This window comes from Acinetobacter sp. ANC 5600, assembly GCF_002018395.1.
Lineage (GTDB): Bacteria > Pseudomonadota > Gammaproteobacteria > Pseudomonadales > Moraxellaceae > Acinetobacter > Acinetobacter amyesii.
The window spans coordinates 244,850-261,971 of record NZ_MVKW01000003.1 but is presented as its reverse complement, the minus strand read 5'-3'; the positions used below and the strand labels follow the sequence as shown (position 1 = coordinate 261,971).

Here is a 17,122-nt window from a genome sequence, read left to right as displayed (position 1 = left end):
CGAGTCTGACCATTGCTGTTAGATCATATGGAAATCATAAAATTAAATGCCAAAGGATTGGTATGCGCACTGATCGGTGCGCTCATCGCAAATTTACTTCATCTCCCTTTACCGTGGTTGCTCGGGCCATTACTCGCGGCTTTATTGTTTGGTTGTATAGGCCAACCACTCACATGTTCACCGCATTGGCGTAAAGTGGGACAAGTCATTATTGGTATGGTTTTGGGACTATATTTTACTCCAGCGCTAGTCCATGCTATTTCTGCCTATTGGATATTTATCGTACTCGGCATCTTATGGTCATTGATTTTGGGAACACTTATCGCAGGATTACAATATCGTATCAATGGTTTAGATTGGGCAACGGCGTGGTTTTCTTCTGCAATCGGCAGTGCCAGTGAAATGGTGAATATCGCAGAACATCATCATGCGCAAGTGGATAAAGTTGTTGCTGCGCATAGTTTGAGAATCGTGGCACTTGTGGTGCTTGTACCAATCGTTTTAGCAGCATTATTTGATATTCATTGGGTGAGTCTAGACCCACACATCATTGATCACTTTGGAATTGTCCAAATTCTTCTTTTATTTGCTTTGGCCTGTTTGATAGCGAAAATATTTCAAAAATTCAATGTATTAAATGCGTGGGTTCTCGGACCATTAGTTATGGTGGGATTTCTTTCATTTTTCGGAGCATTGGAATTAAAATTCCCGACGTGGTTTACGGCCTTTGGACAAATATGTATAGGTTGGTCATTAGGCACAAAGTTTCCTTTTGGCTTTTTAAAAAGCCATAAAAAATTCATCGCCATCACGACCATTTTAAATTTGTTGGCATTAGGATTATCCATCCTGTTTGCATTGTTCTTGGTGTATATCAGTCACGCCAATGGAAAAATTTTAGTTTTAGGCTTATCTCCCGGCGGCATTGCAGAAATGTCTTTAATGGCAAAAGCCCTTGGATTAGCTGTGCCTATCGTGGTTGCGTTTCAACTATCACGCCTGATTTTTGTGATATTGACCACCAATTATTTCTATCAATTGAGCAAAAAAATATTTTTTAAAACAACAGATAAGCCTTAATCGTCCACTCAATTCGATCTTTGATTCAGATGAATTAAATAGAACACTTTCTATAGATTGCATTTGAAATAAAGTGGAGTAGAAGTTAGAAAAAAATGAGATTAATGAAAGATAGTTGAGAAAAGGGTCTTAAATGATGGTTTGAAAGTGAAGATGAGCAAGAGGGATCAATTTGATTCAGGACTGCTCTCGTCAGTCCCTTATTATTTTAATGCCGTTTTAGATCAGTAAATTTTAAATTTCATTATTATGCAAAATTCGAAGATTTAAAGATTTAAAGATTTAACGTCAAAATTAAATTTCGCGCCAAACATCATTCTTATCTTTGAATGAAATCATAAAGTTAAATTTATCATCATTACTTACCAAAAGACCTTCTGGCGTTTGCATAATCACTTTCAGAACGGTACCAGTTTCAAAAACCAAAGGACTGCAATTTTCTTTATTTAATGTAATTGGTTTGAGTAATTCAACAATTGCACTTTCCATTTTACTTCCCCAAGCATAGGTTGTTAATTGAACTTAGCATATTATTGGTGAAGAAACAGGTTTTGTAAATGACGTGAGCTCCATCGCAGAAAATATTTTAGAGATTTCCATAACTTAAGTTTAAATAATGGTTAAATAAATTATGGTTTTTTAATCTGTTGATATCAAAAAAAATTTTAAAATATGACAAACTTTTTAACAGTAATTATATGTCCTAAGATGTGTTTTTTGTTCCACAAACAATGACCAGATCATCAAAAGGGCATGATCAATAATGAATTTAAGGTGAACTTCAGTTTTCATCCTTAAGCTAACCGAAAGATGTGTCGTCTTGTATTTGATTGTTAAATTTCAGATTAAACAGCGTTAAATCTTCAATCTGAACAAGAAAATTAATGAAATAAAACTTATTATCAGCAACTCAATCTAAAAACAAAGATTCAGGGAAATGTAGGACCAATGTTTAAATCTTTTTTTCCAAATCCAAAATGGTTTTTTGGATCATTCCTTATATGGTTCGTGATCAATATTGTCTTGTGGTATAGCGGTGGCAATAGTTGGGGGACGATGTTTGGTTTACCTGCAAATTATCATCAAGCAGAGCTGCCTATTGGTATTAGCCGATTTTGGAGCCCCAAATTTTTATGGTTCTATGCTTGGTTTTTTGTAGCAACGGCACTCTTTGCAGCCTTTTGGAAGATTAAATCAGATAATCCTTGGCAACGATGGTCTGTGTGGGGAACCGCATTTATCCTGTTTAATGTTTGGTTTAGTGTGGAATGTAATGTCGTAATCAATGCTTGGTATAACCCATTCTATGATCTGATCCAGAAGATGCTTTCAGGTGGTGGGGGCGAAGTGGCGACGCTATATTCAGAGACGCTGACTTTTCTCTATGTGGCCATGGTGTATGTCACACTGGCGGTATTGAACCTGTTTTTCGTCAGTCATTATGTTTTTCGTTGGCGTACCGCGATGAATGACTTTTATACAGCGCATTGGAAAAAACTGAGAACCATCGAAGGTGCCTCACAACGTATTCAAGAAGACACGATGCGTTTTGCGAGAACCACAGAAGGACTTGGGGTTAGCTTGGTTGAATCGGTGATGACCTTAATTGCATTTCTACCTGTGTTGTTAACTTTATCAACACATGTAAAGAAATTACCTGTCGTGGGGGAAATCACCTATGCATTGGTTTGGGCGGCAGTCCTTTGGGCAGTATTAGGGACGGTTATTTTAATGCTTGTGGGTTATAAACTACCGGGTTTGGAGTTTAATAATCAAAAAGTCGAAGCAGCATATCGTAAAGAATTAGTTTATGGTGAAGATCATGCAGATCGAGCAGACCCTCTCACATTAAAAGAATTATTTGGTAAAGTCCGATTTAATTATTTTAGACTGTATTTTCACTATGCTTATTTCAACCTCGTTCGTATTTGGTATATGCAGCTTGATAATATTTATGGGTTCTTTGTATTGTTTCCAAGTATTGCAGCGGGAACAATCACGCTCGGTATATTAATGCAAATTTTAAATGTCTTTGGGCGTGTACGTGATTCTTTCCAATACCTGATTTCCTCGTGGACAACCATTATTGAACTGATTTCTATTTACAAACGTTTAAAAGCATTCGAAAAAACAATTAATAATTAATTTTTAATCTTAAAAATGACCTGTAATTAATTACAGGTTTTTTTTATGGTTTTAATTAATGAGAATTACAAATAAATAAAATCAATAAATTAAAGAGGTTAGATCTTATTTCATGATTTTATAAAAAAAATGTAAATAAAAATACTTATTATGTAATTTTGGTAATTTTACGTATGTATATTGTATCCATATCGATGATTAATTTATAAAAATTACATTTTTGTTGAACTTTATCACATTTTATTTGCTTTTTTTTACATTTGAAGTGCAAACAAAATCACATTTTTTGGTGTTGGTGTGTGTTTGTGTGCAAATTCATTCTTTCTGTTTGGCGTGAAGCATCTTAACAATGCGATAAAGAAAAAAACTTTAATATTTTTTTTAACTTTGCTGAACTGTTATATGTCCATTCACATGCCTTTTTATTAGCTAGATAAAGCATGTGATTTAAAAAATTATTTAAAACATATATTTATAAATAAGTCAGAGGGTAATTATCATGTTACAAGTCCAAGTTGTATCAAAAGAACATCATTCTGTTTTAGAAAACATACAAACGAGTAATATTTCATTAAAGGAGGCTTCTGTTGTTGTTATACATACTTCAAAAGAAAATGTTTTAAGTATGGAGAGAAGTGGAAATACTTTAATTATAAAAATGAAAGACGGACAGCAACTAATAATTGAGAATTACTTTACAGATAATCCAAATGAAAACAATGTTGTACTAGAAGAAGATGATAAATTATATCTATTAGAAACAAATCCAAATGAAGCTGGATTATTTGAAATTAACTATAATCCGATCGATGAAATTAATCCTTTACTCTATTCAGATTCAACAGTTGGTTTATGGACGTGGTTATTTCCTTTAGTTACTGCTGGAGGCATTTTAGCTTGGGCAAATAATGATTCAGATAGTTCATCGGGTTCGGGCAACTCAAATCAAGCACTCGATGCGGCAGAAAAAGCGGTAAAAGCAGCAGAAGATGCAAATAAAGCCGCAAAGGATGCTTTGACCGATGCACAAGCGGATGGATTAATTACCCCTGAAGAAAAGACCAAGCTTGAGCAAGCACTTGCCGATGCCAAAGCTGCTGAAGATGCTGCTCAGAAAGCTGTTGACGCATTAAAAGACAGTACTGAAAAAGACGACTTACAAGATCGCCTAGATAACTTAACGGATATCGTCATTCCACCTGTTACTGATGCAGATGGTAATGGCATTGATGATACCGTTGATGCGCAAATTGCCGATGCAGAAGCGGCAGTAAAAGCCGCAGAAGATGCGTACCAAGCCGCAGAAGATGCATTAGAAGAAGCCAATGCAAACGGCTTAATCACCCCAACCGAAAAAGCTGAACTTGAAGAAGCCCTCAAAGCGGCACAAGACGCCAAAGATGCAGCGCAAGATGCGGTCGATGCTTTACCGTCGGCACCTGCAGCCGTACAAGATGCCAAAGATGGCTTCCAAGATCGTATTGATGCGTTGACAGATATCACCATTCCAGCGGTCAACGATGCGAATGAAAACGGAGTCGATGACAGCACAGAAAATCCAGTTGATTTAGCCACAGATCTTGTTGAAGCAGCAGAAGATGCGTATCAAGCAGCAGAAGATGCACTCACTGATGCGAATGCAGATGGCTTAATCACACCTGAAGAAAAAGCAGCTTTAGAAGATGCCTTAAAAGATGCGCAAGATGCTAAAGATGCAGCACAAAATGCAGTGGATGCCTTGCCAGACAGCGCGGACAAAGATGCACTGCAAGATCGCATTGATGCCTTAACGGATATCGTGATTCCACCTGTGACCGATGCAGATGGTAATGGCATTGATGATGCGGTGGATGCGCAAATTGCTGATGCAGAAGCAGCAGTGAAAGCAGCGGAAGATGCGTACCAAGCAGCAGAAGATGCATTAGAAGAAGCCAATGCAAACGGCTTAATTACCCCAACCGAAAAAGCCGAACTTGAAGATGCACTCAAAGCGGCACAAGATGCCAAAGATGCGGCACAAGACGCGGTGAATGCCTTGCCATCAGCGCCTGCAGCAGTACAAGATGCCAAAGATGGTTTCCAAGACCGTATTGATGCGTTGACGGATATCACCATTCCAGCGGTGACGGACAGCAACAACAACGGTGTTGATGATGCAGTTGATGCACAAATTGCCGATGCCGAAGCGGCAGTAAAAGCAGCAGAAGATGCGTACCAAGCCGCAGAAGATGCATTAGAAGAAGCCAATGCAAACGGCTTAATCACCCCAACCGAAAAAGCTGAACTTGAAGAAGCCCTCAAAGCGGCACAAGACGCCAAAGACGTAGCGCAAGATGCGGTCGATGCTTTACCGTCGGCACCTGCAGCCGTACAAGATGCCAAAGATGGCTTCCAAGACCGTATTGATGCGTTGACGGATATTACTATTCCAGCAGTCAACGATGCCAATGAAAACGGAGTTGATGACAGCACAGAAAATCCAGTTGATTTAGCCACAGATCTTGTTGAAGCAGCAGAAGATGCGTATCAAGCAGCAGAAGATGCACTCACTGATGCGAATACAGATGGCTTAATCACACCTGAAGAAAAAGCTGCTTTAGAAGATGCCTTGAAAGATGCGCAAGATGCCAAAGAACTTGCACAAAATGCGGTAGATGCCTTACCAGCAGGAACAGATAAAGACGACTTACAAGATCGTCTCGATAACTTAACGGATATCGTGATTCCAGCGGTGACGGACAGCAACAACAACGGTGTTGACGATGCAACAGAAATTGCAGCGGTAGAAGACTTGGTAGCAGCGGCAGAGCAAGCGTATCAGGATGCGGCGGATGCCTTGACGGCAGCGCAAGCGGATAACTCAATCAGCCAAGCAGAAGTGGATGCCTTAACGCAAGACTTAGCGGATGCTCAAGCGGCGAAAGCTGCAGCGCAAGCAGCGGTAGATGGCATTGTTGCCGACTTCCCAGCAGAAGCAGCTGATTTCCAAGACCGTATTGATGCGTTAACGGATATCGTGATTCCAGCGGTGACGGACAGCAACAACAACGGTGTTGACGATGCAACAGAAATTGCAGCGGTAGAAGACTTGGTAGCAGCGGCAGAGCAAGCGTATCAGGATGCGGCGGATGCCTTGACGGCAGCGCAAGCGGATAACTCAATCAGCCAAGCAGAAGTGGATGCCTTAACGCAAGACTTAGCGGATGCTCAAGCGGCGAAAGCTGCAGCGCAAGCAGCGGTAGATGGCATTGTTGCCGACTTCCCAACAGAAGCAGCTGATTTCCAAACACGAATTGATGCGTTAACGGATATCGTGATTCCAGCGGTGACTCATAATATCACTGCAGATGACGATCAAAATTCAACAAACTATGAGTTAAGCACAACAGAGAGCAGAGCTGATATCGAAGGAAGTATTTTCACATTAGCGAATGCAGGTGTGCTTGGAGGTATAATTAGTCTTGATTTAAGCACTTCAACAAATCCAAAAATTACAGTTGCAAACAATGAAACACTTAATTTTACGTTGACGGCATCAGGATCAACAGGTCTAACAGCAGGAGCATTGGGGGCACTTGTTGATGCCCTTCTGGCTGGTGGAAGTGTTAACGGCACGATGGATCTCGTGATATTAAAAGACAATGGGGCGGGTAAGTATGAAGTTTATAATGTCCTTGAAAATGTGTACACATTAAATAACGCCTTACTTACATTTACTGCTAGTGGCAGTGCAGCTGTTACATTAAACGAGGCTGGTAATTATAGTTTTGTCCTTGCTCCAAATGGTTCTGAAAAGAATAATCTTTTAACGCAACTATTATCGTTGAATGTACTTGGTTCATTGAACTTGGATGCAAATGGCACAGTTATCGCAACCATTAACAATACTGACCCAGTAACAGGCAATGTATTTGATAATGATGTGATTAACCCAGTTGGTCTTGATGTCAAAGTAACCACAGTTACACATGGTGCTGACAACCAAGGTGTAGTTGCTGGAACACCTACAGTAATTGAGGGGCAATATGGCACATTAACGATTAATTCGGATGGTACATATAGCTATCAAATGACTGCGGATGGAACAGCATTAGGTAAAGTGGATACATTTAGTTATACAATTGCGGATGGAGATGGACATAGTTCTGTAGCAAATATTTATATTCGTTTGGATTCGACTCTAGTGAATCTAGATTGGACTGGAAAAACTGGAGCACAAGAGGCAACGAAAGCTACAAATGTTCTGGTCGCAGATGTGGATGGGACAGCAGCAACACTTGCTAATCAATACAATAAAGTTGTAAATGGAGCGGGTGATGCTGCAGGTTCGATCCAGACAACTGCGCAAGGTACTGGTCTTGCACAAACGCTTCCTGATGATAGCGGCACATTCACAGTAGCTGCGGGTCAAACTGCGTATATTGCGTTTACAACAGTTGTTCCAGCCAATGTAACGCAGGACTTTGGTACGTTTGTTACTAATAATCAAACCACTAACTACACAACTACGGTTACGTTATCTCAAAACGGTGTTTTAATTGGCGGTACTCTGGCGACTTGGACTAGCAATGCGGCTCAAAATGGTACCGTTCATTACTATAAAGTCACCAATACCGGAACATCTGATGCGACGTATTCATTAAAAGTTTCTGGCAGTGATGGTAGCTTGACATACACATGGGATGCTACGGTTGGTAAACAATTTGGTGTGAATAATATTAATTTAGATATTAAAGCGCCAACTTATACTGCAGCTGCGGTTACTGGTAATGTGATTACAGGTACAGATAGTGCTGGTGCGGATACCTTGTATTCTTCCAGTTTCAAACTCGGAGTTGTAGCGGGTACAACTGAACCAGCTGGCTATAATGTAGGAACTGAAACTCAAATTGTCGGAAGCTATGGGACACTGACAATCAATGCAGACGGTTCTTATAGTTACCTTGCAAATGGTAAGATTAGTGACTTAGGTAAGGTAGATGTCTTTACTTATAAAGTGGAGACTCTAGATGGTTCAAGTGCAAGTTCTACTCTAAGCATTACACTTGGTAAAGAGTCTGTACTTATTGGAAATCCTACAGGTGGGACGGCTGGAGATGATGTTGCTGTATCGCAGGGTGGAGCAGAAACATTCACCTTAGGCACAGGTCAAGATACATTGATATTTAATGTATTGAATTCGACAGATGCTCTGGGTGGTAATGGCCACGATACTTGGAGTGATTTCAGTAAATCGCAAGGTGATGTCATTGATATTAGTTCATTACTCTCCGGCGCGACTGCAGCCAACATTGCTAGTTATGTGAGCGTTACAACTAGCAATGGCGTTTCGACTATTTCTATTGACCGCGATGGTGCTGGTACAACGTACAATAGTAAAGTTGATTTATTGACTATTAATGAAGCATCGACCCTTGAAGAGCTCATAAAAGGAAATCATCTCATTTATTAATTAATAAAATTAAGCTCTTAATTAAAGAGCCTCCTCGGAGGCTCTTTTTTATTTTCTACATAAACACCACTAGATCCAAATAAAATGTGAAACTCATCAAATTAAAATGAACAACATGTGTATACATCTCATACGTATGCGATTTTAGTGATTAAGGCTATAAAAATAATAAATAAAATCAAGATTATAAAATTGTGAAAGATACTAAATTACGCTATTTTTTAGAGGTGAATTTTTTGAGATTTTTGCTGTGAATTTAAAGGCAATTTTATGGGTGGGGAGTATTGGATTTGCATTACATGGTTGTACCACCATGCAGAGTTTAAACCCAAATTCATTTAATCATTATGCATCACCACAAGAAGTGATCAATCAAAAAGGGCTAAATAGCTCAAATGGCAAGGCGAAAGAATACGTCTATGATTGGGGACCACAAAAGAAAAATATGGAAGCAGAATCGCTCATACCCAAGCAAAATATGAGCAGTTACTGCCAAGCCAAAAATGGCAAATTTATTCAACTGAATAAAAGCAATTTGAACCAAGTCAAAAATGCATGGAGTCGTAAATTATTAGCGACCTATAGCAGTATAAAACAGAGCACAGGTGTGTTTCAGTGTAGTCAGGCAGATGGACAACGTTGGATGGTTGCTATTGAACCCGTTTCAGAGCGTAAATCGAATGACCGTTCTGAAACCCGCTTAGTGAGTTTGTATACAGCAATTATTGGACCCGAAGAACGTCGCAAAAACTATAATAAACAAGAAGAAACTGTAGCTAAAAAAGCCACACCAAGCAAAGCAAAAGCAACGACAACAAAAAGCAATGCGAAAGATGAAGCAAAAAAAGAAGTAGAGACTAAAAAAGAAGTAGAGACTAAAAAAGAAACCAAAGCCAAAGAGCCTGAAAAAAAACCTGTAGTGAAACCAGTTGCAGAAACATCGCAACAGATACAAATGCGCTTATATGTGAATGCACGACGTGACCTGAATGCCGGAAAAAATCAAGTCACCGCTTGTAATAATGCACAGCGCGCTTATAGCTATGGCAAATTAAATGGTGCAAATGCCAATAGAGCCTATGCTGAATCAGGTATGCTCGTTGCAAAATGCTTAACCTCAGTGCCTGCATATAGCAAAAGTTATCCAAACGCCAATGCAAGAGCAAAAGGCATCTTACAAAACTTAGCGACCAACTATAACCATGCAGGGGCAAAAAATATGTTGAATCGTATGAAATAAACTTCAACAGGATAAAAGCCATTTGGGGAAATAGGCTTTTATCCTGATCTAATGATGTACTCAAGTAAAGTTTTAAAAATAATAAGGAAAAACAATGATTTAAGTAAATGAAACTTATTTTAATACACCATTATTTGACCGAGAATTGACAGAAATTACAGTCAATATCGAGCAAACACCGTTCTTTTTGAATGATCGTGGGCATCCAACATATTTAGCATCATTTGGGTCAGGGATTCATTTAATTACCGAGTCGGCCACCAATGCGAAAATGACGATGGGAAATGGCTACGAGGTTCCTTCTGAAATTTCGACTAAAATTACCAATTGGGGGGAGCAAACGGAGCTTGATTTTGAAGGGCAACACTTCGAGTTTATGCCATTGGTGGCAACCAAAGAAACCGCGGCAGCTTTTGGTATCACCCTAGTCCATGCAGGTGAAGCGATTCAGATTCATTCAAATCAAAAACGACTGTCAGAAATTCATTATGAATACGGCATGATGGCAGGGCATTATTTGCCTTATGAAAATGCAACATCAAATTTAAATGGCTGTAAAACTTTAACGCCATTTGTCATTACTGATTTAGAACATCATGACTTTCCGCATATTTTTAGCGCGACAGATCAGGATCAATTGCCTCTGGTCATCTCAGTAGGACGATATTTTCCTAATCTAGGCAAGATTTACTTGGCAGATTTATGGGTCAATCCCGGAGATGCTTTATATATTCCAGCGAAACCAAAATATTTAAATCCCGAGTTTATTGACCTACATAATAACCGTAATGCAGCACTTGCATGTTGGCGAGGGGATAGCAATAAATCGACATTGACCACCCATAGTTTGCTCGATACCAATGGACATTTTTACTGGTATTGGAATAGAAGGCCAACGATTCATCCTCTCATCTATGCACCGACTAGCAAAAATGAATAGTTGAGTTACATAGACCAAACAGCAAATACAGCACTTCATGATACAAAGGTGACTCAAGTTTTGGGAGTTTGGTCTATGGCTTACGGTTTATCTAAAAAATTACATCTACGTTTTTCACGACCAGCAGGTTTGGCTTTATTGACGCTCATGATGCTTGGGACGACGCAAGTGAGTTTGGCGAGTCCGACGGTCGATCAGCTCAGTCAATGTTTAGTGAAATCGACCACTGCTGCGGATAAAACAGCGGTGCTGCAATGGACCTTTTCTGCCTTGGCAGCGCATCCAGATTTAAAACAATACAGTAATGTCAGTGATGCGCAAAAAACGCAACTCGATAAAAATCTGGCTCAAGTGATGCAGCGAATTTTGGTGGAGCAATGTTCTACGCAAACGCAGGCTGTAATTAAAGCCGACGGTCTACAGGCTGTAGGCGAAAGTTTTCAAGAGCTTGGTAGTATCACGGGGGATGAAATATTAAAGACGCCTGAAATTAAACAACAATTACAAGGCGTACTGCGTTATGTCGATTTGAATAAATTGGTGACCAAATTTTTAACCCCAGAAATTTGGAATAAGTTAGGTGTGGTTCGTTAATTTTATTTTGAGTAAATAAAAAATGCTCCTTTTATACAAGGAGCATTTTTTATGGATTCACCCTAAATGGATGATGATCCAATGCGTTTTAGTTTGCTGACTCAAGCATTAAATGGTAATCGTCGCGCCTAATGCTTTAACAAATTGCGCCATCCACGCAGGGTGAGCAGGCCAAGCAGGAGCAGTAACTAAATGACCGTCGGTCACTGCATCCGTGACTGCAATATCTGCATACTGACCGCCAGCCAGTTTAACTTCGGCGGCACATGCAGGATAAGCGGAACATGTACGGCCTTTCAGTACATTGGCTGCTGCCAAAATTTGCGCACCATGACAAACCGCTGCAATCGGTTTTTTCGCTGCGTCAAATTCGCGTACGATTTCAATCACACGTGCATTCATACGTAAATATTCAGGTGCACGACCACCCGGAATCACTAAGCCGACATAGTTATCTGAGTTAACTGCATCAAAGTCATAGTTAATGGCAAAGTTATGACCGCGTTTTTCGCTATAGGTTTGTTCACCTTCAAAATCATGAATCGCTGTGGCAATGTTGTCACCGGCTTTTTTGTCAGGGCAAACGGCATGAACAGTATAACCAAGACCAACTAAAAATTGAAAAGGTACCATTGTTTCGTAGTCTTCAGCATAGTCGCCCACGAGCATAAGAATTTGTTTTGACATGATGTAACCCTCTGTTGAAATATGATTTATATCAATTTTTCATTTACCTTAGCATATTGGAATGACAGTTTTAAGCAGGCTGTAAATTCTTTAGTTGTATATTTTTATTTAGATTTATAAAAAGTTATGGATGGTTATAGTTCAAATTATGATGAGTCTAGTAGGCTAGCTGTTATCAATTATTAATGACTTTAGTGTTTTTCACAAAGTTTTAAAAAGTTAAATATTTACCTCTCCCTTGCGCAGCACTGCTGCTTATCTCCTAAAAGGAGAGGGGGGATATCTAAAAAATCGTTTAAGTATTTATTCATTTTGAAAGCTCCCTCTCCCATTGGGAGAGGGATAAATCACAGCAGATCAGGATAAAACTTTTCAAATACTGGATTCACCGTTTCACCCCTCAATAAATAGCCTTTAGGCTGAATATAGCTATAAATTTCGTGTGCAGGTTGTTCATGCCAACCAATGTTAAAAGCACAGAGTTTTGGGAAAAATTGCAAATGGCTATAGTTCAGATGGTTATGAATCCAATAGGCGAGTTGTTGCCAATTGCTTTGGTCTTTTTCATAAAGTTTTAAAAATGATGGAATGACGATACATGCCGTTGCACCGTAACCATTTGCATCGGGGTAGTCCCAAATATGACTCGCAAAGTTTTTTTCATTACTCGCGCAGTTATGTCCTTTTTCGTTGCCAAGTTGGTTGACGCTTGGTGAGCGATATGCTGAACAAATCGCAGTTCGTCCAAACTTTTCTTGTAATGGTTCGAGCAGTTGCTCGCATAGTTGTGTACCTGTGTAGATTGCTTTTTCAGGATGGTCGGGGATGTTAGGTACACCGTACCAATTGGCGATTTCGCTATAGAGGAAATCACGCATAAAAAAGACTTTGACAGTTGAACGCGACCTAAGTCTTCGAGTTTGGCGAGAGAGGATACTTTTTTGATGGTCATTTTGTTTTTGGTATTAATCATTGTATTTAAATGTAAAGTTTAAGCTCAAAGTATTAAAAGAACTTATTTGCACGACAATTTGTGTCGTATATAGGTGGTCTTAAAATAAATTTATGCGAAAATTTTAATAATATTTTTAAGTTATGGCTGTAATTAATGCTCAATTCTAATCTTTATTTTCTCAATTTTCCTCAAGTGAATGCGATAAAAATTGGAAAAGCTGATGATATCGAAAATAGATATCAATCATTAAGGAGGTGTTGGGGTAATGCTGATTTAAATAATTCATACTGTGTTAGTTTACCATCAGGAGAGGTTTATAAATATGAAAAAAGTTTACACATCTTATTCTCAAAATTTAATAAAAAAGTAGGTAAAGGAGATGGTGCTACAGAGTTTTTTGAAATTGATATTTTGAAAGATATAATTCATTTTTTTAATAATTCAACTGATTATAATATCAAAAAAGGTGTTGTTTTTAAAGAGAAGTTAACAGTATTCGAGAAAAAGAGAAATTTTAAGAAAGATAAGTTAAAACATACTAATAATGAGATGTTTTTAACATTTGAAAATACTGTGAAAAAGCTATTTAAACTAACAAAATTATTAATATTTATAAAAAAATACGAAGAGAGAATGATTTTTCAATATGATTTGGTTAATGGTGAATATTTTTTAAGAATGAAGCTTAATGAAAATTTGACTGAAAAACAATTTGAAAATTTGATTAAAAAGATTTGGGATCTACTTTCATATAGTTTTTGTAGTCACACGAGTATAGGAGGGTTTAATCTTTCCACTTGGAATACAAGCAGCTTTGATGAAAAAACATTTCAAATGGTAATAACTAATCCTTTAGATTTAGAGAAAGGGCGATATATACCTATAGCATTCCGTGAAATTTGGATCGAAATGGTACAACCAATTTTATCAAAATTACCGCAAAAATCTAAAGGAAGTATTGAGGATATACCAATTTATTTTCCCTCTTGGTATAAAAAAAACCCGCTCTAAAGCGGGTTTTCTTTTAAAAAGATCAGATTAACCAATCAATTTCTTCATCAATTCATTGACTTGCGCAGGGTTAGCTTTACCTTTCGCAGCTTTCATCACTTGACCAACTAAACCGTTGAAAGCTTTCTCTTTACCAGATTTATACTCTTCAACCATCTTCTCGTTAGCAGCAAGAACTTCCTTAATAATCGCTTCAATTGCGCCTGTATCAGTTTCCTGTTTCAAGCCTTTTTCCGCAATAATTTCGTCCGCAGTTTTGCCTTCTTCCCACATAAAGCCAAATACTTGTTTCGCAATCTTACCGTTAATGGTGTTGTCCACAATACGTGCGATCATACCGCCAAGTTTTTCAGCAGATACAGGAGAGTCATGAAGCTCTAGGCCTGCTTTGTTTAAAGCACCAGAGAATTCACCCATCACCCAGTTAGCAGACACTTTACCTTGTGAAGCACCGCCAGCAGCTTTTACGACTTCTTCATAAAACTCTGACATTTCACGAGTCAGCGTAAGAACGTGCGCATCGTACTCAGTCACACCAAAGTCAGCCACGAAACGCGCACGACGTGCAGCAGGAAGCTCAGGCATGGTCGCTTTAATCGCTTCGATTTGCTCGTCTGCAATGATCACAGGCAACAAGTCAGGGTCAGGGAAGTAGCGGTAATCGTTCGCTTCTTCTTTTGAACGCATAGAACGCGTTTCCATCTTCACAGGGTCGAACAAACGTGTTTCTTGGTCGATGGTGCCATCCCATTCCAAGATTTCCATTTGACGTTCAATTTCAACATTGATCGCTTGTTCAATGAAACGGAAAGAGTTCAAGTTTTTCAACTCACAACGCGTACCAAATGGTTGGCCCGGACGACGAAGTGACACGTTACAGTCCGCACGGAACGAACCTTCTGCCATGTTACCGTCAGAAATGCCTAACCAACGCACTAAAGTGTGAATCGCTTTAATGTAGGCAACTGCTTCTTCAACCGAACGCATATCCGGTTCAGAGACAATCTCAAGTAAAGGTGTACCTGCACGGTTTAAATCGATACCAGACTGACCTTCAAATTGGTCATGGATCGATTTACCTGCATCTTCCTCAAGGTGAGCACGGGTTACGCCAATGCGCTTAACCGTACCATCTTCAAGTTGAATGTCGATATGACCCAAGCCCACAATCGGGTTGTCCATTTGGCTGATTTGGTAGCCTTTTGGCGAGTCAGGATAGAAATAGTTTTTACGTGCAAATACAGAAGCTTGGTCGATGTACGCATCGATACCCAAACCAAAGCGAATTGCTAGATCAACCACTTCTTTGTTCAATACTGGCAATACGCCCGGCATTGCCAAATCTACAAGGCTCGCTTGTGTATTTGGGTATTGACCAAATGTAGTAGATGAACCTGAGAAAATTTTGGTATTGGTTGCAAGCTGAGTGTGAATCTCGATACCAATCACCACTTCCCAACCATCAATTAGGTTAGATTTTGGTTTAGCAGCGTTCTTAGCCATTATGCATTCTCCTCAGCAATCGCAGCGCGTTGTGTATGCCAATCGGTTGCTTGTTGGTACTGATGCACCACAGACAACAATTGAGATTCTGACCAGTAGTTACCAATCAGCTGTAAGCCAACAGGCAAGTTGTCTTTGTCAAAACCAACAGGCGCGTTAATCGCAGGCAGACCTGCCAAGTTCACTGCGATGGTGTAGATGTCGCCTAAGTACATTTCTACAGGAGACAGGTTTGCACCAATTTTATATGCAGTCGTTGGTGCAGCAGGAGCAGCAATCACGTCTACAGATTCAAATGCTTTTAAGAAATCTTGTTGAATTAAACGACGTACTTTTTGTGCTTTCACATAATAAGCATCGTAGTAACCCGCAGAAAGCGCGTAAGTACCAATCAAAATACGTTGTTGAACTTCTTTACCAAAACCTTCTGAACGTGAACGTTTGTACAAGTCCATTAAGTCCACAGGATTTTCACAGCGGTAACCATAACGTACACCGTCGAAACGAGATAAGTTAGACGATGCTTCAGCAGGTGCGATCAAGTAATACGTTGGTACGTAGCTTTCAGTCATGTTCAGGTCAATCTCAACCAAGATTGCGCCCATTTCTTCAAGCTTTTTCAACGATTCTTCAACACGTGCTTTCACATCTGCATTTAAACCAGCAACATTAAAGTACTGTTTCGGAATACCGATGCGTAAGCCTTTTACAGAAGTGCCGTTTAGGTTAGCAACATAGTTGTCTACGTCTTTTTCAACCGAAGTTGAATCTTTCGCGTCATGACCTGCCATCACGTTCATGAGGTAAGCACAATCTTCAGCAGAACGTGCCATTGGGCCACCTTGGTCTAAAGATGATGCATACGCGATCATACCGAAGCGCGATACACGGCCGTAAGTCGGTTTAAGACCAGTCAAACCACAAAAAGACGCCGGCTGACGGATTGAACCGCCTGTATCTGTACCTGTTGCGAACGGAGCAAGATCAGCCGCTACCGCAGCAGCAGAACCGCCTGAAGAACCACCGGGAACATGGTTTAAGTTCCACGGGTTCGCAGTCGCGCCATAAAATGAATTTTCAGAGGTCGAACCCATGGCGAATTCATCCATGTTCACTTTACCTAAAGTGACAAGGCCCGCAGCTTTACCTTTCGCTACAACGGTCGCGTCGTAAGGAGAGATAAAATTGTCCAGCATTTTAGAACCAGCCGTGGTTTTAATGCCTTGGGTACAGAAAATATCTTTATGTGCAATTGGTACACCGGTCAACGCAGTTGCATTGCCTGCTTTAATTGCAGAATCAGCTGCATCTGCTTGCGCAAGTGCTTGTTCAGCTGTCACGGTCACGTATGACTTGACTTGAGCATCGATTTTTTCAATGCGTTTTAAATAGTGTTCAGTCAATTCGCGTGAAGAAAATTTAGCGCCAGCCAAACCTTCAGACAATTCACGAATTGATAAGCGATGTAAATCTGTCATGAGAAATATTTCTTTACGTTTAATTTGAAAAAATGTT

At 39.6% G+C, this 17,122-nt stretch carries 12 protein-coding genes; 7 read left to right on the top strand and 5 right to left on the bottom strand.

The window, feature by feature from the left end:
- Window positions 1-27 precede the first annotated feature (27 nt).
- Window positions 28-1,080, top strand: a complete 1,053-nt coding sequence (locus B1201_RS08075) for an AbrB family transcriptional regulator (RefSeq protein ID WP_078193068.1) — start codon at window positions 28-30, stop codon at window positions 1,078-1,080.
- 294 nt (window positions 1,081-1,374) lie between these two features.
- Here B1201_RS08075 and B1201_RS08070 read toward each other — a convergent pair whose 3' ends face one another.
- A complete protein-coding gene (locus tag B1201_RS08070) occupies window positions 1,375-1,569 on the bottom strand; it encodes a hypothetical protein (protein WP_078193067.1) in 195 nt (64 codons plus the stop codon).
- A 459-nt stretch (window positions 1,570-2,028) separates the two neighbouring features.
- Between B1201_RS08070 and sbmA the strand changes: the two genes are divergently transcribed.
- The 5 genes from sbmA to B1201_RS08045 all read left to right on the top strand — a co-directional run bounded on the left by sbmA (window position 2,029) and on the right by B1201_RS08045 (window position 11,451).
- Window positions 2,029-3,225, top strand: coding sequence for a peptide antibiotic transporter SbmA (sbmA, locus tag B1201_RS08065; RefSeq protein ID WP_078193066.1), 1,197 nt, complete (start codon window positions 2,029-2,031; stop codon window positions 3,223-3,225).
- A 499-nt stretch (window positions 3,226-3,724) separates the two neighbouring features.
- Window positions 3,725-8,677, top strand: a complete 4,953-nt coding sequence (locus B1201_RS16785) for a BapA/Bap/LapF family large adhesin (RefSeq protein WP_143221681.1) — start codon at window positions 3,725-3,727, stop codon at window positions 8,675-8,677.
- 250 nt (window positions 8,678-8,927) lie between these two features.
- Complete coding sequence (locus B1201_RS08055; protein WP_143221680.1) at window positions 8,928-9,917, top strand: hypothetical protein; 990 nt, start codon at window positions 8,928-8,930, stop codon at window positions 9,915-9,917.
- 145 nt (window positions 9,918-10,062) lie between these two features.
- Window positions 10,063-10,857, top strand: coding sequence for a hypothetical protein (locus tag B1201_RS08050; RefSeq protein ID WP_078193064.1), 795 nt, complete (start codon window positions 10,063-10,065; stop codon window positions 10,855-10,857).
- 147 nt (window positions 10,858-11,004) lie between these two features.
- A complete protein-coding gene (locus B1201_RS08045) occupies window positions 11,005-11,451 on the top strand; it encodes a hypothetical protein (protein WP_227591924.1) in 447 nt (148 codons plus the stop codon).
- Window positions 11,452-11,559: 108 nt separating this feature from the next.
- Here the strand turns inward: B1201_RS08045 and B1201_RS08040 are convergent, their stop codons facing one another.
- Both B1201_RS08040 and B1201_RS08035 read right to left on the bottom strand, forming a co-directional pair.
- Window positions 11,560-12,138, bottom strand: a complete 579-nt coding sequence (locus tag B1201_RS08040) for a DJ-1/PfpI family protein (RefSeq protein ID WP_078193062.1) — start codon at window positions 12,136-12,138, stop codon at window positions 11,560-11,562.
- A gap of 347 nt (window positions 12,139-12,485) precedes the next feature.
- Window positions 12,486-13,016: a hypothetical protein gene (locus B1201_RS08035; protein WP_228144766.1), complete on the bottom strand. Its 531-nt coding sequence runs from the start codon at window positions 13,014-13,016 to the stop codon at window positions 12,486-12,488.
- A 230-nt stretch (window positions 13,017-13,246) separates the two neighbouring features.
- Here B1201_RS08035 and B1201_RS08030 point away from each other — a divergent pair, with 230 nt between their 5' ends.
- Window positions 13,247-14,104, top strand: coding sequence for a GIY-YIG nuclease family protein (locus tag B1201_RS08030; RefSeq protein ID WP_078193061.1), 858 nt, complete (start codon window positions 13,247-13,249; stop codon window positions 14,102-14,104).
- Between the two features lie 27 nt (window positions 14,105-14,131).
- On the opposite strand, the gene gatB is transcribed toward B1201_RS08030, so the two are convergent.
- Complete coding sequence (gene gatB, locus B1201_RS08025) at window positions 14,132-15,607, bottom strand: Asp-tRNA(Asn)/Glu-tRNA(Gln) amidotransferase subunit GatB (protein WP_078193060.1); 1,476 nt, start codon at window positions 15,605-15,607, stop codon at window positions 14,132-14,134.
- Window positions 15,607-17,085 (bottom strand): Asp-tRNA(Asn)/Glu-tRNA(Gln) amidotransferase subunit GatA, encoded by a 1,479-nt coding sequence (gatA, locus tag B1201_RS08020; protein ID WP_078193059.1) that lies wholly within the window; start codon window positions 17,083-17,085, stop codon window positions 15,607-15,609. The genes gatB and gatA overlap by 1 nt, the downstream gene beginning before the upstream one ends.
- Window positions 17,086-17,122: the final 37 nt, after the last annotated feature.